Genomic DNA, 23091 nt, shown 5'->3' with positions numbered 1-23091 from the left:
CCGGCGAGTCAGGTGTCTCCTCAGAGGAGTGCTCGGCCAGTTCGGTGGCCCAGGCGGCCCGCATCGTGGCGGACATCGCCGCCGACGCGGCGGCCCTCCTGGGGCGTACGCGGCCCCCTGGCGCATGCGACTCTCCGCACGCCTGGGCCCGACACCCGCCGGGGTGCTGGTCTGCTCCTCGCGCGCCGGGGCTCAGGTCCGCTCCCCGCACACCAGGCCCTGGGCCCGCCCCCTGAGCGGACCCTTCGTCCACCGGCCCCGGGCCGACCAGGGCGCCGCGGGCCAGGGCTCCGGGCTACCGCCCCAACGCCCGCGCCAGATAAGGACCCGTCCGGCTCCCGGCGACCCCGGCCACGTCGGCGGGCGTCCCCGCGGCGACCACCCGACCGCCGGCGGCGCCGCCTCCGGGTCCGAGGTCCACCACCCAGTCCGCCCCGGCCGCCACGGCCATGTCGTGCTCGACGACCACCACGGAATTGCCCCCGTCCACCAGCTCGTGCAGCCGTCCCACGAGCACCTCCACATCCGCCGGGTGCAGCCCGGCGGTGGGCTCGTCGAGGAGATAGAGCGTGTGTCCGCGCCGCACCCGCTGCAACTCCCCGGCCAGCTTGATCCGCTGGGCCTCGCCGCCGGACAGCTCCGTCGCGGGCTGCCCGAGCCGCAGATAGCCGAGGCCGACGTCCAGGAGCGTGCGCAGGCTGCGCAGCACGGCGGGGGTGTCGGCGAAGAAGTCGGCGGCGGCCTCGACGGTCAGGTCCAGGACCTGGGCGATGGTGAGGCCGCCGTGGGTGATCTGAAGGGTCTGCGGGTTGTAGCGGGCGCCCTCGCAGTCCGGGCACGGGGCGTACGTGCTGGGCAGGAAGAGCAGCTCGACGCTCACGAAACCCTCGCCCTGGCACGTCTCGCAGCGCCCGCCCGCCACGTTGAAGGAGAAGCGCCCCACGCCGTAGCCGCGCGCCCGCGCCTCGTCCGTCTCGGCGAAGACCTTGCGGACGACGTCGAAGAGCCCGGTGTACGTGGCGAGGTTGGAGCGCGGCGTGCGGCCGATCGGCTTCTGGTCGACGCACACCAGGCGACCCACGCCCGCCAGGTCCTGCGGATTCTCGGCGAGCGCCCCGATCAGCGTGGACTTGCCGGAGCCCGAGACCCCCGTGACGGCGGTGAACGCGCCGAGCGGGAACTCCGCGGTGACGTCCCGCAGGTTGTGCCGCGTCACCGGCCCCACCTTCAGCCAGCCGTGCGGCTCCCGCACCTGACGTACCGTCATCGGCGTCCGGTCGAACAGGAAACGCGCCGTCGCCGACTCCGCCACCCCTGCCAGGTCCGCCACCGGGCCGCTGTGCAGCACCTGCCCGCCGTGCTCGCCCGCCCGCGGCCCCACGTCGACCAGCCAGTCCGCGTGCCGCATCACGTCCAGGTGGTGCTCGACCACGAACACCGAGTTGCCCGCGGCCTTCAGCCGGTCGAGGACGGTGAGCAGCGACTCGGTGTCGGCGGGGTGCAGTCCGGCTGACGGCTCGTCCAGGACGTACACGACGCCGAACAGGCCCGAGCGCAACTGCGTGGCCAGGCGCAGGCGTTGCAGCTCGCCCGCCGAGAGGGTGGGGGTCGTGCGGTCGGGGGAGAGGTAGCCGAGGCCCAGCTCGGTGATGGTGCCGATGCGGGCGAGGAGGTCGGCGGTGAGGACCTCCGCCGTCTCCGCGCCCGCGCCCGCACGGGCCGCCTCCTCAAGGCGGGTGGCCAACTCGGACAGCGGCAGCGCGGACAGCTCGGCGATGGTGCGGCCCGCGAAGGTGACCGCCATCGCCTCGGGGCGCAGCCGGCTGCCGCCGCACGCCGGGCACGGCTCGCTGGCCAGGAAGCGCTCGGCCTTCGTGCGCAGGGTCTGGCTCTTGGAGTCGGCGAACGTCTTCATGACGTAGCGCCGGGCGCTCATGTACGTGCCCTGGTAGGGGCGTTGGATGCGGCCCGCGTCCCGCACGGGGTGCACGGTGACGACCGGCTGTTCGTCGGTGAACAGGATCCAGTCGCGGTCGGCCTGCGGCAGCTCGCGCCACGGCCGGTCCACGTCGTACCCGAGGGTGTCGAGCACGTCGCGCAGGTTCTTGCCCTGCCAGGCGCCCGGCCAGGCGGCGATCGCGCCCTCGCGGATGGACAGCGAGGGGTCGGGGACGAGCAGTTCCTCGGTCGTGCGGTGCACCTTGCCGAGGCCGTGGCACTCGGGGCAGGCCCCGGCCGCGGTGTTCGGCGAGAACGCGTCCGAGTCGAGCCGCTCGGCGCCCTCCGGGTAGTGGCCCGCGCGTGAGAAGAGCATCCGCAGGGAGTTGGACAGCGTCGTGACCGTGCCGACCGACGAGCGGGACGTGGGCGCCGCGCGCCGCTGCTGCAGCGAGACCGCGGGCGGCAGCCCCGTGATCTCCCCGACCTTCGGCGCGCCCACCTGGTGGATCAGGCGGCGGGCGTACGGGGCGACCGACTCGAAGTAGCGCCGCTGCGCCTCCGCGTAGATCGTCCCGAAGGCGAGCGAGGACTTGCCGGAGCCGGAGACCCCGGTGAAGACGGCGATGACGTCGCGCGGGACGTCCACGTCGACCCCGCGCAGATTGTGCTCGCGGGCGCCCCGGACCCGTACGAAAGGATCGTGGTCGGGGGCGGGGCTGCTGTGCATGGGGCGGGCTCCGTACGCGGGTCGGGGGCAAACCCCACGATTCTAGGCCGGGGCCCGGTCCGCACCCCGGGGCGCAGCGGTCGGCGGGGCCTGGACCGGGACCCGTGGTGACGGTTCCCGGGCGCCGGGGTCCCGGCGGCCGGTGTCAGCCCCCGGCCGTGCGCGCCCCGGGAGCCCGCAGGCCCGCGACCCGGGCGAGGCGCCGGAAGGAGTCGCGCAGGCCCTCGCGGTCGTACGTGCTCGTCGTCACCAGGACCTCCTGCGCGCCGCTCTCCTTGAGCAGCGTCTCCAGCTCGGCGGCCACCTGGTCCTCGGTGCCGTGGATGTGCCCGCGCAGCCCCGACTCGTAGAAGCCGCGCTCCTTCTGCGTCATCGCGCCCGACGCCGCGAGCTCCTGCACGCGCTCGGCGGGCGGCAGCGGCGGGAAGGTGCCGTGGGTGCGGGAGTACGCCATCGACCAGGCCTCCGGTATCAGCAGCCGCCGCGCCGCCTCCTCGGACCGGGCGACGGCGATCGTGCCGGAGATGACCACGTAGGGCTCGTCCGCCCAGGCGGAGGGCCGGAACGCGGTGCGATAGCGGTCGATGGCGGCGAGCATCTTCTCGCGGCTGCGGAAGTCGCCGACGACCATCGCAAGCCCGGCCTCCGCTGCGATGCGGGCGCCCTCGCCGATGGCGAGGACGAACGGCGGGACGCTCAAGCCCTCGGCCGGACGCGCGTGCACGCCTGTGTCCGAGGTGCCGCGGAACCAGCCGAGGAGCTCGGTGAGGTGCGCCGCGAAGTCGTCCGCGTCGTGCTTGTCGCGGCCGAGGGCGCGGCGCACACCGTCCGTGAACCCGACCGAACGCCCGAGCCCCATGTCGATCCGCCCGGGGAAGAGCGCTTCGAGCACCCCGAACTGCTCGGCCACCACCAGCGGTTGATGGTTCGGCAGCATCACACCGCCCGTGCCCACCCGGATCGTCCGCGTGGCCGCGGCGACGGCGGCCGCGAGCACCGTCGGCGCGGAACCGGCGACTCCGGGCACGCCGTGGTGCTCGGACACCCAGAAGCGGTGGTAGCCGAGCGCCTCGAGTTCCTGGGCGAGGGCGACGGTGTCCCGCAGGGGCTCCGTGCCGTCGTGCCCCTCGCGGGTGCGGGAGCGGTCCAGTACGGAGAACCGCACGCCCCCGGCGTGCGGGGCCGCGCCGTGCGGCGCCTCGCTCTGCTGTTGCTCCGGCACGGTTGCTCCGGGGGAAGTGGGGCCCGGCTGTCACCGGCTGATCTCCGCTGCGGTTTCCATGATCCGCCAGGGCGGCGGGGCGGGCAAAGTGATATGGGTCTCTGCGGTGTTCGGGCTCCGCGCCGTGCGGGCGGCGGAGCGCGGGGATGCGTCGTGTCGCCCGGTGCGCGCCAGCGTTGTCGTCCGGTGTGCCCGAGCGTTGCCGTCCGGTGTGCGCGGGCGCGGGGCGATGGCACTGCTGAGCCCGGCCGCGTTGGTTCGGCATGTGTCAACATAGATACATGTCGAACACTAAGGTGCTGCCGCTGCTGGAACCGGAGGCCGTCGAGATCACCGAGACCCTCGGGGCGGTGGCGCCGTGCTGCCCGCCGCTGACCGAGCGCCCGTTCACCGCCGAGGAGGCCGAGCGGGCGGCGCCGATGTTCAAGGCGCTGGGGGATCCGGTGCGGCTGCGGCTCTTCTCGGCGGTGGCCTCGCATGAGGGCGGCGAAGCCTGCGTGTGCGACATCTCCGACGTCGGGGTGTCCCAGCCGACGGTCTCGCACCATCTGAAGAAGCTGAAGGAAGCCGGACTGCTCACCTCCGAGCGGCGCGGGACCTGGGTGTACTACCGGGTGGAGCCGTCGGTCCTCGCGGCGATGGGGAAACTGCTCACCCTTCGCTGAAACCACCTCTCAGCGACACCTGCGGCGAAGGCGGGGACGCGGCATCGGCCAGGGGGGCGCTGATGTCCGTCGCGCCTGACGTCGCGTTGAGGCGAGAGAGACCTCTGGTGTCCGACAAGACCTCCGTGCTGTTCGTCTCGTCCACCACGCGGGCCGCTCCCGGATGGCCGCCGCCCGACTGAGCCACCTGGCCGGGGACCGCGTCGAGGTCCGCTCCGCCGGGTCCGCCCCCGGCGACCGGGTCAATCCGGCCGCCGTCGGCAGTTGGCTGACCCGGCCGGTCAGGGCATCGAGGCGGTCCGCCCGATCCGCGACGAGATCAAGCGACTCGTCGAGAGCCTCATCGAGGAGATCGTGCCGAAGCCCGAGGTGTGAGCGGACCGCACGGGTTGGACGCCTGTTCGGCGCCGGTTCATCGAGGAGATGCAGGCGGACCGCCACCGAGGTGCCGACGGACCCGGCGCGCGAGGAGTTCCTGACCCTGGTGGTCGCGGGAGCGTGCGGAACTCCTCAGCGGCCCCGCAGCAGTTCGGTCACCCGGATGAACCCGTCGGCGCCGTAGCCCTGCCCGATGGCCCGGCGGGCCAGGCCCTCCGCCGCCCGGATGACGCCCGCGTCGATGCCGTGCGCCTCGGACGTGTGGACGATGTGGGACATGGACGAGGCGACCGAGGTGAGCGGGGTGCCCTCGGGGGAGGCCGTGCCGTTGTCCACCTCCACCGCGAGCCCTTCGAAGATGGGCGGGAGGATGTCGCCGATGCCCTTGGCGAACGGCGCCAGTTCGCCCGCAGTGATGCCTTCGGCCCGTGCCACCGCCAGGGCGTGGGCATAGCCCGCCATGGCGGTCCAGAAGATGTCGAGCAGCGCGACGTCGTAGGCCGCCGCCCGGCCGATGTCCTCGCCGAGGTGGGTGTGGGCGCCGCCGAGCTCGTCCAGGACGGGCTTGTGCTCGTCGTAGAGGTCCTTCGGTCCGCTGTGGATGAACACCCCGGCCGGAGTGCCGATGGTCACCGTCGGCGTCATGATCGCGCCGTCCAGGTAGCGCACCCCGTGCTCGGCCGCCCAGGCCGCGGTGTCCCGGGCCCGGTCCGGGGTGTCCGCGGTCAGGTTCACCACCGTGCGCCCCTTGAGCGCGGCGGTGACCGCCTCGGGCCGCAGCAGGGCGTCCACGGCGTCGTAGTCCACCACGCAGACCACCGTCAGCTTGCTCGCGGCGACCGCCTCCTCCAGCGACGGGGCGCTGACCGCGCCCCGCGCGACCAACTCCTGGTCCCGGCCCGGCGTCCGGTTCCAGACCGTGGTGCGTACGCCGGCGTCGAGGAACGCGCCCGCGAGGGCTCGGCCCATCGGCCCCAGGCCGACGACGGTGACGGCGGCCCGTTCCGTGTGCGAGGACTGTTCCGTGTGTGCGGACATGGCTCAACTCCATAGACAAATCGACAAAATATACTGGCTGGGACGTGCTGGACGAGGGACCGACGAGGGGCGAAAATGACACGCAGCCGCGCTCAGGACACGGAGGTCTGCGGCGTGACCGCCGCGATCGCTGTGATCGACGGGAAGTGGAAGACCACGCTGCTGTGGCAGCTGGAATCAGGTCCGCGCCGCCCCGGCGAACTGCGCAGACAGCTGCCGGGCCTCAGCGAGAAGGTGCTGACGCAGGCGCTGCGCGAGATGGAGGCCGACGGACTGGTGCACCGCGAGGTGCAGGACACCCTGCCGCTGAAGACCTTCTACTCCCTGACGGAGTTCGGCCGGGACCTGTCCGAGGCGCTTGGCCCGGTCTCCGACTGGGGCCACCGCCGCCTGCAGAGGCTCACCGACCTCCAGTCGGCTTCCTGACGCAACGCACACTCACCCCGCTTCTCATCGCTTCGTACCCGGATCCGGTGGCCCCGTGGCCGCCCTCCACAAGGATCACTCCGCGGCCGGGCACCGCCAAGTACCCACAAAAAAGTGGGTACTGCGGCGGCAGGCGGCGGCTCACCGGATCCGGGCTGCCCGCCGGGGTCACCTCCGGGCCGCCGTGGCGGAGGGGAGTTCACCGAAGCGGGTGCGGTACGCGGCGGCGAAGCGGCCCAGGTGGGCGACGCCCCACCGGTAGGCGATCTCGCCGACGGGGTCCGTGGAGTCGAGGATGTCCGCACGGATCCGGTCGAGCCGCAGACTGCGTACGTACGCCAAGGGGGACTGGCCGAGCCGGTCGGTGAACGCCGAACTGATGGTCCGGGGGCTGCAGCCGGCCGCACGGGCGATGTCGGCGAGGCCGATGTGCTCGCTGAGGTTCTGCTCGACGAACGCGAGGGCCGCGCGCAGGGAGCGCGGGTGGCCGGGCGGCGGGCCGTCCCGCAGCTCGCCGGTGTGCGAGTGCGGCTGTGCGAGGAGCAGGGCGGTGACGATCGCGCGCAGCTGGCTGCGCTGCAGCTCCGGGCGCTGGAACAGGGGGTCCCCGGAGTCCAGTTGCGCCAGGAGCGAGCGGACGAGGAGCCGCACGGCCCGGCCCTTGGGCCCGGCCAGGTCGAGGGCGAAGTCGAAGCGCACGGCGGACACCGGCGGGCGCCCGGTCAGCGCGGTGAACTCCTGGTCGACGAGGGCGGCGGCGATGCGCAGCCCCAGGAACCGCGTCCCGCGGGCGCGCAGCGGCCGCAGTTCCTGGGTCTCGCCGGGGTTGACTACCCCCGCCGTCGTCGCGTCGAGCGTCGCCCGCAGGCCCCCGCACACCGCCGAGACCGCACCGGAGACACCGATGTTCACGAAGTAGGACCCGCGCTCCCGCGTCGACCCGCACCCCTGCGTCGGGGCGACGCGCACCCCCAGCGGCGAGGCGAAGCAGCCCACCGCGAAGTCGTGGGCGGCGACGCCACGCAGTTCGTGCACTCCGCCGCACAGCTCGTCCAGGGGCGAGGTGGCGATGACGCCGCCGAACAGACGGCTCGCGGCGTTGAGGAGGTCGACGGGGTTGTGGGACTTGGTGATCAGGTGGTTCTGCAGGGGTGTCGGCACGCTGTCGGGTTCACCTTCGCTCACACGGGCGCTCACGGGGGTGGGGCGTCGAAGAGACCGGGGACGACCTCATTGTGGGACGCGAGTGTGCCCGTCGGGGACCTCCGGCAGGCGTCGGGCGGTCACGCGGGCTCGGCCATGAGCCGGTGGCAGGCGTCGATCAGCGGATAGGTGTCGTGGTGGTGCCCTTCCCGCTCCAGGCCCACGACGGCCACCGAGGTGTCCACGAGCGTGCGGCACCGCCGCGCGCGCCGGGTCACAAACGCCGCGAGCCCCGCCGCGGTCGACGCGTGCCGCTCCAGCTCCTCGGCGAGGAGCAGGCCGTCCTCGATGGCCAGGGCCGCGCCGCCGGCCAGCTGCGGCGCGGGCGCGTGCGCGGCGTCACCGACGACCACGGCGTTGCCGCGGTTCCAGGGGCCGTCGAGGTACGCCGTCAGCACGGGGCGGCGTACCACCGCGTCCGCCCCGGACACCGAGCGGCCGATCTCCCGCATCCGGGCGGGGAAGGTGGCCAGCAACTCCCTTAGGCGCGGGGCCAGTTCATCCCGGGGCAGGACGTTCCGCGCCGCGCCGTGCTCCGTCAGGAACACATACGCCCCGCTGTCCGAGACGGGCACGACTCCCGCCGCGTGGGGCTTCCCGGCGAAGTGATGGATGCCGGTGGCCCACGAGGGCCGGGGCACGAGCGCACGCCAGACCATCTGCCCCTGGTAGTCCACCCGGCTCTCGAAGCCGAGGAGGCCCCGCACCGTCGAGCGGATCCCGTCCGCGCCCACCAACAGCGCGACCTGCCGAACCGTGCCGTCCGAGAACCGCACGCGGACGAGCTCCCCGTCCTGCCCCTCGCGCCGCACCCCGTCGCGGTCCTCGTCCTGGCCCCCGCGCCGCGCCCCCTCCTGCCCCTCGCGCCGCGCCCCGACCGGCTCCACCGCCGTCACCGTCAGCCCGTGGCGCACCACCACACCGCACCGCTCGGCCTCCGCGTACAGGACGCGGTGCAGCAACGGGCGCGCGATCCCGACCATCGCCGGTCGCCGCGCACCGATCAGACGCGGCAACGGCACCTCGGCCGCGGGCTCGCCGTCCACGTCGACCTGCGTGATGACGCTCATGCCGTAGCCCTCGGCCAGACACGCGTCCGCCAGGCCGAGATCGTCCAGGGCACGCAGCGCGGGACCGGTCAGGCACAACCCCCAGCCGGACGTCGCCCCCGTCGCGCCGAGCTCGGCGATCTCCACCCGCCACCCCCTGCGGGCCAGGGCCGTGGCCGCTGCCAGACCCGCCATGCCCGCACCCACGACCACGGCCGTCCGTGCCCCGCGCGACCTGTCCATGTACGCCTCCCGAGCGCCGATTTCCCGGAGACCGTAGGCGGCGTCGGGGGCCCGCGCTGTCCACGTCCGGCGACGGCCATCCGCCGTCGGCAAGCCGGCGGGCCGCCCCGCGGGAACGCGTCGGACGGGACCTGAGGTCCCCCGGCGCCGGGCCTAAGGCACCCCGCGGGCGGCAGGATGCGAAAGTCTCCCGATGCGGCCCGCCCACCTGGGTGACGACGCTGGAACCACAGCAACCGACCAGCTCGTCCAAGGAGACCGCCGTGCTGCACCACGAGTTCCAGACCGCCCGCCAGGCCGAGATCCTCTCCCGTGCCGCGCGGCGCCGCCTGGCCCGCCGGGCCGAGGAGGCGGCGAAGGCGGCCCGTACCGTCGCCGACGGCACCCCCGCCGCAGACAGCCCCCCGGACCGGGACAGCACCCCGGGCCCGGACACCCGCGAGCGCTACGCCCGCACCGCGTGAAGGAGGAAGGGCGCCGGGAGGCGGGCCGCCCGGCCGCGGCGGACCCCGCCGACGCCGGGACCGCCGCCCGGCGTCCCGAACGGCATGCGATGCTCGGCACCATGCAGAGCAGGCACACCAGCCCCGTCTTCGTCGGCCGCGGCGCCGAACTGACCGCCCTCGGCGAGGCCCTGGCCCGGGCGAACGCCGGGGAGCCCCGCGCCCTCTTCGTGGGCGGCGAGGCCGGCGTCGGCAAGACCCGGCTGATCCAGGAGTTCCTCGGCCGGGCCGCCGCGGACGGGGCCGTCGTCGCCGTCGGCGGCTGCGTCGAGATCGGCGCCGACGCCCTGCCGTACCACCCCGTCTCCACCGCCCTGCGCTCCCTGCGCCGCCAGCTCGGCGCGGAGCTCGACGCGGCCGTCGCCGGCCAGGAGGGCGAGCTGGCCCGGCTGCTCCCCGAACTCGGCGAGATGGACCGGGGCCACCTGGAGTCCGACGGCCGCGCCCGGCTCTTCGAGCTCACCGTCCGCCTCCTGGAGCGCCTCGCCGCGGACCGCACCCTCGTCCTCGTCCTGGAGGACCTGCACTGGGCCGACCGCTCGACGCGCGAGCTCCTGAGCTATCTGCTGCGCGCCCTCACCGACAGCCGCATGCTCATCGTCGCCACCTACCGCGCCGACGACCTGCACCGCCGCCACCCGCTGCGGCCCGCCCTCGCCGAGTACGAGCGGCTGCGCACCGTCACCCGCGTCGAACTGCTCCGCTTCGACCGCGACGAGGTCCGCCGCCAGCTCACCGCCATTCGTGGCGAGGCCCCGCCCGAGCAGGTGCTCGACCGGGTCTTCGACCGCTCCGAAGGCAACGCGTTCTTCGTGGAGGAACTGGCCTGCAGCATCCTCGAAGGCTCACCGGGCGGCATCAGCGACTCCCTGCGCGACCTCCTGCTCGTCCGGGTCGAGGCGCTGCCCGAGGAGGCGCAGCGCGTGGTGCGGATGGCCGCAGAGGGCGGTTCCGAGGTGGAGTTCCGGCTCCTCGCCACCGTCACGGGCCGCACCGAGGACGAGCTGATCGAGACCCTGCGTGCCGCGGTCGGCGCCGCCGTCCTGCAACCCTGCGACGAGGGCGAGTCCTTCCGCTTCCGGCACGCCCTGATGCGCGAGGCCGTGGCGGGGGACCTGCTGCCCGGCGAGCGCTCCCGGCTCAACCGCCGCTACGCCGAGGCGCTGGAGGCCGACCCCACGCTCGTACGGTCCGAGGAGCTGGCCGGACGCCTGGCCGGCTACTGGTTCGGCGCCCGCGACCCGGCCCGGGCCCTGCCCGCCGTGATCGGGGCGGCCGCCGCGGCCCGGGGACGGCACGCGTTCGCCGAGCAGCACCAGCTCCTCGAACGTGCCCTTGAACTGTGGGACGACACCCCCGAGGAGCTGCGCCGCCGGACGATGCGGAAGGGCGTCGAGGACGGCCTGGGCCTGGCCGTCTCCCCGGACGTCCCGGGGGACTTCGTCGACCTGCTCGCCGCGGTCGCCGTCGCCGCGCGCCTCGCGGGCGAGCGGGAGCGGGCCCTCGCGCTCTGCAAGCGGGCGCTGCGCACGCTGGAGGGCGACGCTTCCCCGGGCTCCCGGGCCCGCCCGGACGGCGGAGATCCCGTCCGTGCGGCCTGGTTCTGGGCCGAGCGCCATCGGCTGATGCGCGCGCTCTCCCGCTCCGACGGCTGGGACGAGATCGCCCGCGCCCAGGAGTTGGTGAAGGGCCTGCCGCCGTCCGTCGTCCACGCCGAAGTGCTGATGCACGCGGCGTACTGGTACGCCGTGCACCGGCCGGGGCCGACGGCGCTCGAGGTCGCCCAACAAGCCGTGGAGCTCTGCCGGTTGACGGGCGCCGAGACCACCGGCCTGGCCGCGCAGCAGACCCTGGCCTGGCTCATCATGGACACGGGCGACCTGGAGGCGGGGCTGGAACTGGCCCGCGACGTGTGCGCCCGGGAGCTGACGCCCGCCAACACGGACGTCGTCCTGCGCGGCTACGGCAACGTGGCCACGGCCCTGCACGGCATCGGCCGTTTCGACGAGGCCGTCGCGACCGCCGAGGAGGGCACCGTCCTGGCCGACCGGCACGGGCTGCCCGACATCGCCTCCTTCGTCGACGGCAACCTGGCCGAGTCCCTCACCCACCTCGGCCGGTGGTCCGAAGCCGACGCGGTGCTCGAACGGGCCCTCGGCCGCCGCGGGGTCAGCGCCCGCACCTGGGGGCAGCTGGCCGAGCAGCGGGCCGACCTGGCCCTGGTCAGGGGCGCGTACGACGAGACCCAGCGCCTCCTCGACGAGGCCGACGGCTGGACGTCCGGCCCCTACCCGGAGCCGCAGCACACCCTGACCGTGGCCCGGATCGCCATCGCCCTCGCGGCCGCGGACGGCCGGATCCTCGACGTCCGCACCCTCCTCGCGGACGCGGTCGGCGAGGCCATCCCCTCCGGCCACCAGCGCTACGGCTGGCCGCTGCTCCACGAGGCCGCGGCGGCGGAGGCGCGGGCCCGCGGGCAGGCGGTGGCCGAGCCGGGGCGCGCGGCGGCGGTGGAGCGGATCCGGGCGGCGACGCGCGGCCAGCCCGAGTTCGTACCGCTGTGGGCCGCGCAGGCCCGGATGGTCGAGGCCGAACTGATCACGGCCGAGGGCGGTGACGCCACCGGCCTCTGGACCGAGGCGGTGGCCGCCGTCGAGCAGTTGGGCAGCCCGGTGCTCCTCGCCACGGCCCGGCTGCGGCTCGCGGAGGCCCTGATCACCCACGGCGGCACCGGGTCCCGCGATGCGGCCGGTGAGTTGCTGCGGCAGGCCGAGACGGTGGCACGCGAGCTGGGCGCGGCGCCCCTCGGGGCGGAGATCGCCACGCTGGCCGGGCGCGCCCGCATCCCGCTGCGGCAGGGGGACGGGGAGCCGGTGCCGCCCCCGGCGGCCGCCCTCGGGCTGACCGCGCGGGAGCGGGACGTCCTGCGCCTGGTGGCCGCCGGCCGGAGCAACCGGCTGATCGCGGAGGAGCTGTTCATCTCCCCGAAGACGGCAAGCGTCCACGTCTCCAACATCCTGGCGAAGCTGGGTGCTTCGGGGCGGGGGGAGGCCGCGGCCATCGCGCACCGGCTGGGCGTCTTCGACGAGTGATCCCGTGGACCTTTCCGCCCCGCGTGGCCGGGTCCGTCCGGTAACGGCCTGTCGGGCGTGAGGGAAGGGGAGTACGCTCCGTAGCAGACCGTGGTGAGTTGTCGTTGTTAGCGCGACGACGGCCCTACCGGCGATCTCTCGGACCCGGAGAGGGGCCCCTCCGCCAGCGGCTGCATCCAGCGGGACCCTGCGCCCGCCTCGTCGCACCGCGCCAAGGATCGCTCCGGCGGGCTCCCCTCAACCGCCACGCCCACCCCGCGGTGCACCACAGCATTCTGGACTTCCCATGCGTGGGTATTTCGTCGACGACCTTCTGCTCATCATGCCCAGCACCGACAGGCGGGGGGTGCGACTGACCGGCGAGGTCGTCAGCACCCATCGCGCACCGCTGGCCCTCGCCCTGACCGATCAGGCCCGTGAGGGCGAGATCCTTCTCGACCTCACGGGGGTGCACTTCCTGGCCAACAGCGCCCTGGAGATCCTTGTCGCCTTCGCACGGCACCTGAACCCTCCCGAGTGCCTGCTGGTGCGCGCCAAGGCCGAACTGGCCCTGGAGCAACGGCTCGCCGCCCGGGGCTGGGACACGATCGAGACACTGCGACTCGTGGCGCCCTGACGCCCGGTCCCCTTGCGGCGCGGGAGACGGCAAGGGCGCCCCGGGGACGGACGGCTCAGGGGCGACGCCCGCTGCCACGCGGCGGGAAGCGTCGTTCCCGTGTCCCGGCCCTCGCCGAGCCGGGGCCTCGCCGCAGCAGGCGGCCCGACGGGCCCGGCTACCCCTTGGTGAACCGGGACAGGTACGCGTCCGCCCCGTCCGGGTCCAGCAGCCACGCGCGGTACGTCGACGGATCGGCGTAGCCGTTGGCGAACCGGTGGGCGACCTCCGGGTGGTCGAAGGCGGCCTCGATGGCGCGCCGCACCTGCTCGGGCTGTGGTTCGCGCACCATGAACTCGGTGAAGGCGTGCGTGTGCCGGGCGTTGTCCCAGTAGGTGTCGAAGGTCCGCCGCATCCACGGCTCGTCGAAGGGAAGGTCGCCGCGCCCGAGGACGGCGTCGAGGTAACTGGCCGCAGCGCGCGCGGCGTTGTTCGCGCCCTGGCCGGTGATCGGGTCGTGGACGGCGAGCGCGTCCGCCATGCCGAGGACGGCGCGGCCGCCGTCCACGCGCGCCACGGGACGGCGGACCGTCGGGGTGATCGCGCCGTACAGGGCGGCGCCGGGGTCGGTGGGTTCGGCGTGGCGGAAGCGTTCGTACTCCCAGGGCGCGTGCGTACGCAGCAGTTCGAGGGCACGCCGCCAGCCCTCGGCGACGTCGGGGCGGTCGTCCCAGCAGTCGTAGGCCCCGCCCCACCGGCCTTCGAAGAGCACGATGTCGCAGGGCCCGCTGACCGTGAGCGCCCGCATGATGATCACGTCACCGGCGGACGGTACGCCGGTGGTGCGGACGTAGCCGGCGGCCGGGTCGGCGTCGTCGTGGGCGACACCGCGGACGTAGAAGCAGGCGAGGGTGCGCGGCGGCCGGTCGTGGACCGGCCAGGACGGGTCGTGCGCGAAGAGCGCGGAGAGCCGGCCGCGCCCGGTGGCGAGGACCGTCAGGTCGTGCGCGGCGGCGAGGCCCGCCACCTCGGCGGGACCGACGGACCGGTACTCCACGCGCCCGCCCCGCTCCTCGAACAGCTCGAGCCAGGCGGCCAGCTTCACCCGCTGGTCCACGGAGCGCACCTCGTCGTCGAGCACCGCGGCGAACCGGTGCACGGGCGCGTCCGCCCGCTCGTCCGGCTCCCAGTGGCTGAGCTCGAACCCCGGCATCACGGGCGCGGTGTCGTCCCAGAGCGCGAGCCCCGCCGCCCGTTCGATGCGCAGGGCCGGGCCGAACATGAGCTGGGTCGAGGTGACCCGGCCGCTGCGCACCTCCTCGGGTCGGCGCTCGGCGACGAGCGTGACCTCGTGCCCGGCCCCCAGGAGCCCGAGGCCCAACTGCAGCCCCGCCTGTCCCGCCCCCACGATCGCGATTCCGCGCACCTCGTCCTCCGTCCCGCTCCGGCCCCCTCGGCCGGGCACGGTTCAGTCGTACCCAGGCGCCGGGGCCGTCAGCTGCGTGTGTTCCGTACGCTGACGGCGTGACGCACGACAAGAGCAAGAAGCGCGACGGCGCCGGGGCACAGCGCCCCCTGGCCGTGTTCGACCTCGACGGCACCCTCGCGGACACCGCGCACCGCCAGCGCTTCCTGGAGCGCAAGCCGCGCGACTGGGCGGCGTTCTTCGCCGCAGCCCCCAAGGACCCGCCGCTGCCGACCGGGGTGCGCCTCGCCCTGGACACCGCGGCGGACTGCGACATCGTCTACCTGACCGGGCGGCCCGAGCGCTGCCGCGCCGACACCGAGGCGTGGCTGGCCGCGCAGGGGCTGCCCGAGGGGCCGATCCGGATGCGGCCCGACCACGACCGGCGGCCCGCGCGCCGCACCAAGCTGGAGATCCTGCGGGCGCTCGCCCGCGACCGGGAGATCCGCATGCTCGTGGACGACGACGAGTTGGTGTGCGTCGACGCCGAGCGGGCCGGGTTCACGGTGGTGCGGGCGCGCTGGGGCAGCGCGTCCGCGGAGCTGCGGGACGCGCAGGAGCGCGAAGGCCGTACGTGAGGGGCGGGCGGCGCCGGGGCCCGGCGGCTCGGGCGGCCCGGTGGCTCAGGCCGAGTCCTCCAGGCGGAAACCGACCTTGAGGCCGACCTGGTAGTGCTGGATCTGTCCGTCCTCGATGTGGCCGCGCACCTGGGTGACCTCGAACCAGTCGAGGCCGCGCAGGGTCTGGGCGGCGCGTTCGATGCCGTTGCGGATGGCCTGGTCGACGCCTTCGTGCGAGGTGCCGACGATCTCGGTGACCCGGTAGGTGTGGTCGGACATGAGCGGGCTTCTCCTCTCCGCGGCGTTGCGGTGCCCTCCACGGTAGTGCCGGGGGGCCTCGGGGGCCTGTCGGCGGGAGCGCGGAGCCTCGCGGGCACGCAACTTTCACCGAAGTGTCACGGATCCCTTCACGCCCCTTGACCGATGACTTGGTACATACCAAAATCCTGCACACCCGTTCGAGCTTCAAGCTCTTCCCCACGTCGGGCCCCTCCGCCCTGTCCGCAGGCAGAAAGTGACCGACGTGAACCGCCGCCGCCTCCGCATCGCCCTCTCCCTCACCCTGGCCCTCGCCTCCACCGCCCTGCTGCCCGGCTGCGGCGTCCTGCCCGGGGGCGAGGACGACCGCAGCACCGTGCAGGTGTGGCTGATGCGCGGCAGCGCGTCGGACGCCTTCGTGAAGCGGTTCACGGAGGACTTCGAGAAGCGGCACGGCACCATCGACCTGGACATCCGCGTCCAGGAGTGGACGGGCATCGGCGAGAAGGTCAAGGCCGCCCTCAAGGACGACGACGGACCCGACGTCATCGAGGTCGGCAACACCCAGGTCGCCCAGTACGTCGACGAGGGCGGCCTCGCGGACCTCACCCTGGAGTCCGCGCGCGACCTCGGCATGGAGGACTGGCTGCCGGGCCTCGCCGAGCCGGGGCGCTACGACGGCGGCCAGTACGGCATCCCCTGGTACGCCGCCAACCGCGTCGTCATCTACAACAAGGACCTGTTCGCGCAGGCCGGGATCCAGCAGCCCCCGAAGACGCGCGAGCAGTGGCTCGCGGACACCCGGCGGCTGAACTCCGGCGGCGACCAGGGGCTCTACCTGGCCGGCCAGGACTGGTACACGCTCGCCGGATTCATCTGGGACGAGGGCGGCGACCTGGCCAAGGAGGGGAAGCCGGGATCCTGGCAGGGCACCCTCGACACGCCCGCCGCGCTGCGCGGCATGGAGTTCTACAAGCAGCTCCAGGCGCTCGGCGACGGGCCGCCCGACGCCGACGAGGAACACCCGCCGCAGTCCGGCGTGTTCGCCAAGGGCGACGTCGCGCAGATCATCGCTGTGCCCGGCACCGCGCGCGCCATCGAGGCGAAGAACCCGAAGCTCAAGGGCAAGCTCGGGTACTTCCCCATCCCCGGCAAGAGCGCCCGCAAGCCCGGCGCCGTCTTCACCGGCGGCTCCGACCTCGTCGTGCGCGAGGGCACCGACGAGCGCAAGGGCGCCGTCGAGGTGGTGAAGGCCCTCGCCGGGGACAAGTGGCAGAAGGACCTGGCCCGCACGATGGACTACGTCCCGAACAAGACGACCCTCGCGTCCGCCGTGTCCGGCGAGGCCGGGGTCGCCGCGATGGCGGCGGGCGCCGCACGGGGACGGGCCACGCCCACGTCGCCCGCGTGGGCCGCCGTGGAGGCCGACAACCCCATAAAGGCGTACATGTCCAAGGTGCTCGCCGGAGGTGATCCGGCCCGCGAGGCCAAGGCCGCGTCCGCCCGGATCACCAAGACGCTGGACCCCGCGGGGCACTGAGGCGCGCCGACGGGGCCGTGCGGCCGTGCCGGCCGGGTGCGAGTGCCCTCGCGCCCGGCCTCACCGGCCCCGCGGCCGGGATCAGGCCCTGGCCCCGGACACCGTGCTCAGCGACAGCGCGAACCGCGCCCGCTCGTCCGTCCACCAGTGGGTCAGCGACAGGTCCGCCGCCGCGAGCTCCGACTTCACCACCTCCTCGCGGAACTTCGCGGAGATCTCCGTGCGCAGCTCCTCGCCCTCCTCGAAGTGCACGGCGAGGTCGAGCGCAGGGACCTTCACGGTCTGGTCGGCGCGGGACCGCAGCCGCATCTCGATCCACTCGTGCTCGCGGTCCCAGACGGCGACGTGGGCGTACGCGTCGGGGTCGAAGTCCGCGCCCAGCTCACGGTTGATGACGTGCAGGACGTTCTTGTTGAACGCGGCGGTCACGCCCGTCGAGTCGTCGTACGCCGCCACCAGCACCCCCTCGTCCTTGACCAGGTCCGTGCCGAGGAGCAGCGCGTCACCGGGGGACAGCAGGCCGCGCACCGACGTCAGGAACGCGGCGCGCTCGGCGGGCAGCAGATTGCCGATGGTGCCGCCGAGGAACGCGACCAGACGGGGCCCGGGGGTGCCGGGCAGCGCGAGGCCACGGGTGAAGTCGGCGATGAGGCCGTGCACATCGAGGGCGGGCCGCTCGGCGAGCAGCGTGTCGGCCGCGCCGGTGAGCGCGGACTCGCTGACGTCGACCGGGACGTAGGTGTGCAAGGACGGCATCGCGTCGATCAGGTGGCGGGTCTTCTCGGAGGAGCCCGAGCCCAGCTCGACGAGGGTGCGCGCGCCCGTCACCGCGGCGATCTCGGCGGCACGGGCGATGAGGATCTCCCGCTCGGCCCGCGTCGGGTAGTACTCGGGCAGCGTGGTGATCTCGTCGAACAGGGCGCTGCCGCGCGCGTCGTAGAACCACTTGGGCGGCAGCGACTTGGGGGACTTGGTGAGGCCGTGCAGGACGTCGGCGCGCAGGGCTGCGCTCGCGGCGTCCTCGGGCAGGGTGCGGGTCAGCAGGAACGGGCTCACGCGGTGGGCTCCTTGAGCGGGGTCAGCAGGATGTCGGTGCCCGTCGCGGCGAGCAGGGTGCGGTCGGGCACCTCGCGCCAGGCCGGGTCGTCGTCGTAGGGCTCGGAGGCGACGACGGTGCGGCCGGTGCGGCGGCCCGGTTCGGTCAGGTACCAGAGGGTGTCGCCCCAGGCCGTCGCGGCGATCGTCTCGCCGTCGGTCAGGAGGAGGTTCAGACGCGAGGCGGGCGCCGCCCTCGCGACCTCCACGGTGACGTCGCCGAGGGCCTGTGCCGCCTCGTCGCCGCGCCGCAGCCGCTCCAGGACGAGCGCCCACACCAGGGCCGAGTCGCAGCGCGCCTCCAGGGACAGCAGGTCGGCGGGCGGCAGCGCGGTCGCGACCGCGGCGAGCGAGTCGGGCCAGCCGGACACCGCGCCGTTGTGGCTGAACAGCCAGGGCCCCGCGGCGAACGGCGCCGCCGCGGCCTCCCCGTCCGCCCCCGCCTCGGTGGCGTCCCGCACCGCGGCGAGCAGCGCGCCGGAGCGCACCACCCGGGCCAGGTCGGCGAAGGACTGGTCGCCCCAGATCGGCCCGGACCTGCGGTAGCGCGCCGGCACCGGATCGCCGTCCGCGTACCAGCCGACGCCGAAACCGTCCGCGTTGACCGTCCCGTGCAGCTGCCTGCGCGGCGCCCACGACTGCCGGAACAGGCTGTGCGCGGGATCCACGAGCAGGGCGCCGAGCGCCTCGGGCTCGCCCAGGAAGGCGAGATGACGGCACATCAGAGAACCCCCTCGGAGGTCTCGGCGGCCGTGACGTCGCGCGCCGTGCGGAAGCCGGAGAAGATCTGCCGCCGCACCGGATGGTCCCAGTTGCGGAACGTGCCCCGGCACGCCACCGCGTCGACGGAGAAGGCGCCGCCGCGAAGGACCTTGTAGTCGCCGCCGAAGAACACCTCCGAGTACTCGCGGTAGGGGAAGGCCACGAAGCCCGGGTAGGGCAGGAAGTCGCTGGCCGTCCACTCCCACACGTCGCCGATCAACTGCCGTACGCCGAGCGGCGACTCGCCCAGCGGATAACTGCCCGCGGGCGCCGGGCGCAGATGCCGCTGCCCCAGGTTCGCCCGCTCCGGCGTCGGATCGGCGTCGCCCCAGGGATAGCGCAGCGACCGGTCCTCGCCCGGGTGGTGGCGCGCGGCCTTCTCCCACTCGGCCTCGGTCGGAAGCCGCCGTCCGGCCCAGCGCGCGTACGCGTCCGCCTCGTACCAGCTGACGTGCAGCACCGGCTCGTCGGCCGGCACCGGCTCCAGGGCGCCGAAGCGCCGCCGCAGCCACTGACCCGCCTCGCGCCGCCAGAACAGCGGCGCCGTCAGCTTGTTGCGGCGCACCGCCTCCCAGCCGCGCTCGTGCCACCAGCGCGGCTCGTCGTAGCCGCCGTCGTCGATGAAACGCTGGTACGCGGCGTTGGTGACCGGCGTGGTGTCGATGAAGTACGGCTGTACGAAGCGCTGGTGCGCGGGGCGTTCGTTGTCGAGCGCCCACGGCTCGGCCGACGTGCCCATCATGAACGGGCCGCCGGGCACGAGCACTTCGGGCGGGCCCGTGAACAGGGGCGCCGGGTCCGGGTCCGGTGCGGTGAGCGCGGGAGCGCCCGCGCGCAGCTGATGGGTGATCAGCATCGTCTCGTCGTGCTGCTGTTCGTGCTGCGCGATCATCCCGAAGGCGAAGCCCGCGTCGGTGAGCAGCGAGCCGTGGAACGGCGTGCTCTCCAGCACGTCGAGCGCGCGGCCCCGCACGTCGGAGGCGTACCGGCGGGCCTCGTCGGGGGCGAGCAGCGGCAGCGAGGGCCGGGTGGCCCGAGGGTGCTCGAACGCGTCGTACAGCGAGTCGATCTCGGGCCGCAGCGCCTCGCGCCCGCCGACCGCGCGCAGCAGCCACTGCTCCTCCTGGTTGCCGATGTGCGCGAGGTCCCACACCAGCGGGGACATCAACGGCGAGTGCTGCGCGGTCAGTTCACCGTCGTCGACACAGGAGGTGAGCAGCGCGGTGCGCTCGCGTGCGGCGAGCAGCGCGCTCTGCGCGCGGGCCCGCAGCGCCTCGGGGTCGGCCGGGGATCCGTCCGTGGGTCCCGTCGTGGAACCGGTCATCGGTGTGTGTCCTTCCCGAGGAGAGGGGCCTCGTCCAGGTGCGCGTCGGCGCCGTGCGCCGCCTGCGGGTGCGCGGTGTCCGGGTGTGCCGCGTCCGGGTGTGCCGCTTCGAGCAGGTCGTCGGCGGGGCAGCGGCCGTGGGTCACATAGCGGTCGGCGTGCGCCGCGACGACCGACAGGACGTGCCGGTCGGCGCCGAGCCTCGGCAGCGCCTCCAGCGCGGCGGCGAAACAGGCCGCGGCGGCCTCGTGCAGCTCCGGATCGGCCAGTCCGTGGCGCGCCGCGTCCAGCCACAGCGGGCTGTGCGGCGGCGGCGTGGCGCCCGCCCGCTCGGCCAGGGGCTTGACGGTGCGGTAGGCCGTCTCCGCGGCGCCCGCGTCGTCGAACAGCGCGCTCGTCACCGCGAGCGGGACGATCCAGCCGTCCTCGCCGGGCTGCGCGTCGACCATCCGCAACTCCAGGTGGCCGCGCGGTCTGACCGGTGGGAACAGCGTGGTGAGGTGGTAGTCGAGGTCGGCACGGGTGGGCGGGCGCGGCGCACCGGAGCGGGCCCAGGCCCGGAAGCTCAGGCCGTCGGGGACCAGCCAGGGCGCCTCGTCGGCGGGTTCGGTGCGCACGCACATCACGGGCGCGTCCAGGGCGTGCCGGGTCCAGGCGGCCCGCGGCTCCTCGTCGAGGGTGGGCGCCCCCGACCTGCCCGGGTCGATGCCCGCCCACACCGCCTGCCGTGTGGAGCGCCAGCCGGTGCGGCGGCCCTCCTGCAGCGGGGAGTTGGCGAACGCGGCGACCAGGACGGGGCCGAGCAGATGGGCCAGGCGCCAGCGGCGCGCGTAGCCCAGCGGCCCCGGCTCCTCGTACCCGGCGTCCAGGCAGATCTGCACGGACGCCGTGGAGCACATCATGCGTCGCCCCGCCTCGCCGGTGCGGTCGAACCAGCTCTCCATCGCGTCGTAGCGCGGCTCGTGCAGGATCCGCGCGGGCGCGCGGAAGGGGTCGGCGCCGAGGCCGGTGAGGGTCAGGTCCAGGGTGCGGAGTGTGTCGCGGACGACGGCCAGATCGGCCGATACGGCTGACACGCACTCCATGAGGGACGCGGCGGGAAGCGAGCTGAGCTCCAGCTGGCCGCCGGGTTCGACGGTGACCGTCGAGTGCAGGGTCTTGGTCCGCAGTGCCGTGCGAGCGGCTTCGACACGGGCGGACGACACGGGCGTACGGGGGGTGTCCGGTGCGTGCAGGAGCCATTCCAGCTCCACACCGGTGACGGTGGGTGGGCCCGTCTTGAAGCAGATGCCGCGCACCAGGGCCTCTATCTCGGCCTCCGTGACGGCTTCGCCGAGGCGGGCTCGGCGTTTCGTACAGTCTCCCTCTGGCATGTCGCGGGTCCTCCTGTTCGGCCCGCGCGGGCGGACTGCCCGCGCAGCGCTCGTAACACCCAAGGCCTTCAACCTATTTCGCACAAGACTGCCCTCATGGCCGGGAAATGCCGTTGCGACGGCCGACAGGCGCGGCACACCATCTGTTCATGTTCGACACGGGGTATGCACGAGGACACGGCACCGGGACCGCCGGGAGGACCGGGGGCGGGGCCATGTCCAGCATGGGGGACGGCGCGGCACACGGCACGCGGAGCGCGGCGGCGCCCGGCGAGCGGCGCCGGTGAGCGCGCGGCTGCGCGCGATCGCGCAGGACACGGTGGACATCGTCGCCGTCGGGGCGTACACGGCGCCGGACGGACGGCGCGTGGAGCTGGCGGAGGCGGTGGCCGCCGCGCGGGCCGGGACCCGCGTGTACGGCCCGGACCCCGTCGACGTGCCCCCGCGCCCACCGGGCCCGACGACCGTCGAGGTCACGGGGGAGTCCAGCCTTGAGGCCGCCCACCGGCTGCACGGCGCGGGCGAGGACGGGGTCGTCGTCCTGAACTTCGCCTCCGCCCGCAATCCGGGCGGCGGCTTCCTGAACGGCGCGCAGGCGCAGGAGGAGGCGCTCTGCCGGTCCTCCGCGCTGTACGCCTGCCTCCTGGAACAGCGCGGCTTCTACGACCACCACCGCGCCCACCGCGACCCGTTCTACAGCGACCGCGTCATCCACGCGCCCGCCGTGCCCGTCTTCCGCGACGACCGCGGCAACCTCCTCGGCGACGCGTACGCGACCGGGTTCCTCACCTCGCCGGCGCCCAACGCCGGAGTGGTGCGGCGCACGGCGCCCGAGCGGGCCGACGCGCTGCCCGGCGCGCTCGCCGCCCGCGCCGAACGCGTCCTGGAGACCGCCGCGGCCTGCGGCTACCGTCGGCTCGTGCTCGGCGCCTGGGGCTGCGGGGTGTTCCAGAACGATCCGGCCCAGGTGGCCGAGGCGTTCCGGGTACCGCTGGGGGAGGGCGGCCGGTTCGCCGGCTACTTCGACCACGTGGTCTTCGGGGTCCTCGACCGGACCCGGGGCGAGACGACGCGCCGGGCCTTCGAGCGGGCTTTCGGGGCCCCGGGGACGGCGGGGCGGACGTCGGCCTGAGGCACTGCGGGGGCGGGGCGCACGCCCGGGGGAGGGCGAACAACCCGTGGCCGCGGGGCAGGGCGGTCAGCGGTCGGGCCGGTGCCCGCCCCAGCCCAGGCCCTGCTCGATCCGGTACTGCTCAGCCAGCTCGTCGAAGGCGTCCGTGACGGCCTCCCGCAGGACCGTCGGGTGCGCCTCGCCCACGAACGCCCGCACCCGGTCCCTGATCTCCGTGGCCTTCTCCGCGCTCGCGAAGACGCCGAGGACGAGCACGGACTCGGGGCCGTCCGGGCCCCGCGCGTCCGCCAGCGTGAAGCCCCACGGCACCTCGCAGGGCCCGTCGTGGTCCTCGACGGGGCACAGGAGCCGGGCGAGCGGCTCCTGGAGGGCGAGCGCGGCGTCGGTCCCGGCGACGCCATGGATTCGGATCTCGTAGATCTGCACGCTGTGGACGGTAGGCGGGCGGGGCTGCGGCCGCACGGGGTTTTCGGCGGGCGGGGCGGGCCCCTGGGCTGCCG

The 23091-nt window shown here is 74.4% G+C and carries 20 protein-coding genes and 1 pseudogene; 9 read left to right on the top strand and 12 right to left on the bottom strand.

The window, feature by feature from the left end; all coding sequences use genetic code 11:
• Window positions 1–295 precede the first annotated feature (295 nt).
• Both QUY26_RS04300 and QUY26_RS04295 read right to left on the bottom strand, forming a co-directional pair.
• Window positions 296–2668 carry an excinuclease ABC subunit UvrA gene (locus tag QUY26_RS04300; protein ID WP_289943761.1) on the bottom strand — a complete coding sequence of 791 codons (2373 nt, stop codon included), beginning with the start codon at window positions 2666–2668 and terminating at the stop codon, window positions 296–298.
• 145 nt (window positions 2669–2813) lie between these two features.
• Window positions 2814–3890 (bottom strand): LLM class flavin-dependent oxidoreductase, encoded by a 1077-nt coding sequence (locus QUY26_RS04295; protein ID WP_289943760.1) that lies wholly within the window; start codon window positions 3888–3890, stop codon window positions 2814–2816.
• A 281-nt stretch (window positions 3891–4171) separates the two neighbouring features.
• Here QUY26_RS04295 and QUY26_RS04290 point away from each other — a divergent pair, with 281 nt between their 5' ends.
• A complete protein-coding gene (locus tag QUY26_RS04290) occupies window positions 4172–4555 on the top strand; it encodes an ArsR/SmtB family transcription factor (RefSeq protein ID WP_289943759.1) in 384 nt (127 codons plus the stop codon).
• A gap of 107 nt (window positions 4556–4662) precedes the next feature.
• Window positions 4663–4930 (top strand): annotated as a pseudogene (locus QUY26_RS04285) (hypothetical protein).
• Between the two features lie 135 nt (window positions 4931–5065).
• On the opposite strand, the gene QUY26_RS04280 reads toward QUY26_RS04285, so the two are convergent.
• Entirely contained in the window at window positions 5066–5971 is a 906-nt protein-coding gene (locus QUY26_RS04280) for an NAD(P)-dependent oxidoreductase (RefSeq protein ID WP_289943758.1), read from the bottom strand.
• Window positions 5972–6046: 75 nt separating this feature from the next.
• Between QUY26_RS04280 and QUY26_RS04275 the strand changes: the two genes are divergently transcribed.
• Window positions 6047–6397, top strand: a complete 351-nt coding sequence (locus QUY26_RS04275) for a winged helix-turn-helix transcriptional regulator (RefSeq protein ID WP_289943757.1) — start codon at window positions 6047–6049, stop codon at window positions 6395–6397.
• A gap of 168 nt (window positions 6398–6565) precedes the next feature.
• Here QUY26_RS04275 and QUY26_RS04270 read toward each other — a convergent pair whose 3' ends face one another.
• Together QUY26_RS04270 and QUY26_RS04265 are read right to left on the bottom strand one after the other, a co-directional pair.
• Window positions 6566–7558 carry a helix-turn-helix transcriptional regulator gene (locus QUY26_RS04270; RefSeq protein WP_289943756.1) on the bottom strand — a complete coding sequence of 331 codons (993 nt, stop codon included), beginning with the start codon at window positions 7556–7558 and terminating at the stop codon, window positions 6566–6568.
• A gap of 122 nt (window positions 7559–7680) precedes the next feature.
• Window positions 7681–8892 carry an FAD-dependent monooxygenase gene (locus QUY26_RS04265; RefSeq protein ID WP_289943755.1) on the bottom strand — a complete coding sequence of 404 codons (1212 nt, stop codon included), beginning with the start codon at window positions 8890–8892 and terminating at the stop codon, window positions 7681–7683.
• Between the two features lie 263 nt (window positions 8893–9155).
• Between QUY26_RS04265 and QUY26_RS04260 the strand changes: the two genes are divergently transcribed.
• From QUY26_RS04260 to QUY26_RS04250, 3 genes are all read left to right on the top strand, one after another.
• Complete coding sequence (locus tag QUY26_RS04260; RefSeq protein WP_289943754.1) at window positions 9156–9356, top strand: hypothetical protein; 201 nt, start codon at window positions 9156–9158, stop codon at window positions 9354–9356.
• Window positions 9357–9445: 89 nt separating this feature from the next.
• Complete coding sequence (locus tag QUY26_RS04255) at window positions 9446–12487, top strand: helix-turn-helix transcriptional regulator (RefSeq protein WP_289955466.1); 3042 nt, start codon at window positions 9446–9448, stop codon at window positions 12485–12487.
• Window positions 12488–12773: 286 nt separating this feature from the next.
• Window positions 12774–13103, top strand: a complete 330-nt coding sequence (locus QUY26_RS04250; RefSeq protein ID WP_289943753.1) for a hypothetical protein — start codon at window positions 12774–12776, stop codon at window positions 13101–13103.
• 157 nt (window positions 13104–13260) lie between these two features.
• On the opposite strand, the gene QUY26_RS04245 is transcribed toward QUY26_RS04250, so the two are convergent.
• Entirely contained in the window at window positions 13261–14508 is a 1248-nt protein-coding gene (locus tag QUY26_RS04245; RefSeq protein ID WP_289943752.1) for a styrene monooxygenase/indole monooxygenase family protein, read from the bottom strand.
• Between the two features lie 98 nt (window positions 14509–14606).
• Between QUY26_RS04245 and QUY26_RS04240 the strand changes: the two genes are divergently transcribed.
• Entirely contained in the window at window positions 14607–15125 is a 519-nt protein-coding gene (locus tag QUY26_RS04240) for an LNS2 domain-containing protein (protein ID WP_289943751.1), read from the top strand.
• Between the two features lie 45 nt (window positions 15126–15170).
• Here QUY26_RS04240 and QUY26_RS04235 read toward each other — a convergent pair whose 3' ends face one another.
• Window positions 15171–15386, bottom strand: a complete 216-nt coding sequence (locus QUY26_RS04235) for a dodecin (protein WP_030362570.1) — start codon at window positions 15384–15386, stop codon at window positions 15171–15173.
• Window positions 15387–15630: 244 nt separating this feature from the next.
• Between QUY26_RS04235 and QUY26_RS04230 the strand changes: the two genes are divergently transcribed.
• Window positions 15631–16905 carry an extracellular solute-binding protein gene (locus tag QUY26_RS04230; RefSeq protein WP_436840263.1) on the top strand — a complete coding sequence of 425 codons (1275 nt, stop codon included), beginning with the start codon at window positions 15631–15633 and terminating at the stop codon, window positions 16903–16905.
• 81 nt (window positions 16906–16986) lie between these two features.
• On the opposite strand, the gene egtD is transcribed toward QUY26_RS04230, so the two are convergent.
• From egtD to egtA, 4 genes are read right to left on the bottom strand one after another with little or no spacing between them, the layout of a single operon-like run.
• On the bottom strand, window positions 16987–17961 hold the full coding sequence (gene egtD / locus QUY26_RS04225; RefSeq protein ID WP_289943750.1) for an L-histidine N(alpha)-methyltransferase: 975 nt from the start codon (window positions 17959–17961) through the stop codon (window positions 16987–16989).
• Entirely contained in the window at window positions 17958–18722 is a 765-nt protein-coding gene (gene egtC / locus QUY26_RS04220) for an ergothioneine biosynthesis protein EgtC (protein WP_289943749.1), read from the bottom strand. The genes egtD and egtC overlap by 4 nt, the downstream gene beginning before the upstream one ends.
• On the bottom strand, window positions 18722–20086 hold the full coding sequence (egtB, locus tag QUY26_RS04215) for an ergothioneine biosynthesis protein EgtB (protein WP_289943748.1): 1365 nt from the start codon (window positions 20084–20086) through the stop codon (window positions 18722–18724). Before egtB ends, egtC begins: the two co-directional genes overlap by 1 nt.
• On the bottom strand, window positions 20083–21459 hold the full coding sequence (gene egtA, locus QUY26_RS04210) for an ergothioneine biosynthesis glutamate--cysteine ligase EgtA (RefSeq protein WP_289943747.1): 1377 nt from the start codon (window positions 21457–21459) through the stop codon (window positions 20083–20085). The genes egtB and egtA overlap by 4 nt, the downstream gene beginning before the upstream one ends.
• Window positions 21460–21742: 283 nt before the next feature.
• Here egtA and QUY26_RS04205 point away from each other — a divergent pair, with 283 nt between their 5' ends.
• Window positions 21743–22591 (top strand): TIGR02452 family protein, encoded by an 849-nt coding sequence (locus QUY26_RS04205; RefSeq protein ID WP_289943746.1) that lies wholly within the window; start codon window positions 21743–21745, stop codon window positions 22589–22591.
• 66 nt (window positions 22592–22657) lie between these two features.
• Here the strand turns inward: QUY26_RS04205 and QUY26_RS04200 are convergent, their stop codons facing one another.
• The gene (locus QUY26_RS04200) at window positions 22658–23017 is read right to left on the bottom strand and encodes a hypothetical protein (RefSeq protein ID WP_289943745.1); all 360 of its coding nucleotides are present in this window, start codon (window positions 23015–23017) and stop codon (window positions 22658–22660) included.
• Between the last annotated feature and the right edge of the window lie 74 nt (window positions 23018–23091).

It is taken from the genome of Streptomyces flavofungini, assembly GCF_030388665.1.
Lineage (GTDB): Bacteria > Actinomycetota > Actinomycetes > Streptomycetales > Streptomycetaceae > Streptomyces > Streptomyces flavofungini_A.
This window is presented reverse-complemented; position numbering and strand designations above follow the sequence as displayed.

What these genes read in the sequence shown, in the direction of transcription:
- QUY26_RS04280 (WP_289943758.1), bottom strand. Translation starts at nt 5,971, where the DNA reads ATGTCCGCACACACGGAACAGTCCTCGCACACGGAACGGGCCGCCGTC.
- QUY26_RS04235 (WP_030362570.1), bottom strand. Translation starts at nt 15,386, where the DNA reads ATGTCCGACCACACCTACCGGGTCACCGAGATCGTCGGCACCTCGCAC.
- egtA (WP_289943747.1), bottom strand. Translation starts at nt 21,459, where the DNA reads ATGCCAGAGGGAGACTGTACGAAACGCCGAGCCCGCCTCGGCGAAGCC.
- egtB (WP_289943748.1), bottom strand. Translation starts at nt 20,086, where the DNA reads ATGACCGGTTCCACGACGGGACCCACGGACGGATCCCCGGCCGACCCC.
- QUY26_RS04250 (WP_289943753.1), top strand. Translation starts at nt 12,774, where the DNA reads ATGCGTGGGTATTTCGTCGACGACCTTCTGCTCATCATGCCCAGCACC.
- QUY26_RS04300 (WP_289943761.1), bottom strand. Translation starts at nt 2,668, where the DNA reads ATGCACAGCAGCCCCGCCCCCGACCACGATCCTTTCGTACGGGTCCGG.
- QUY26_RS04255 (WP_289955466.1), top strand. Translation starts at nt 9,446, where the DNA reads ATGCTCGGCACCATGCAGAGCAGGCACACCAGCCCCGTCTTCGTCGGC.
- QUY26_RS04290 (WP_289943759.1), top strand. Translation starts at nt 4,172, where the DNA reads ATGTCGAACACTAAGGTGCTGCCGCTGCTGGAACCGGAGGCCGTCGAG.
- QUY26_RS04275 (WP_289943757.1), top strand. Translation starts at nt 6,047, where the DNA reads ATGACACGCAGCCGCGCTCAGGACACGGAGGTCTGCGGCGTGACCGCC.
- QUY26_RS04265 (WP_289943755.1), bottom strand. Translation starts at nt 8,892, where the DNA reads ATGGACAGGTCGCGCGGGGCACGGACGGCCGTGGTCGTGGGTGCGGGC.
- egtC (WP_289943749.1), bottom strand. Translation starts at nt 18,722, where the DNA reads ATGTGCCGTCATCTCGCCTTCCTGGGCGAGCCCGAGGCGCTCGGCGCC.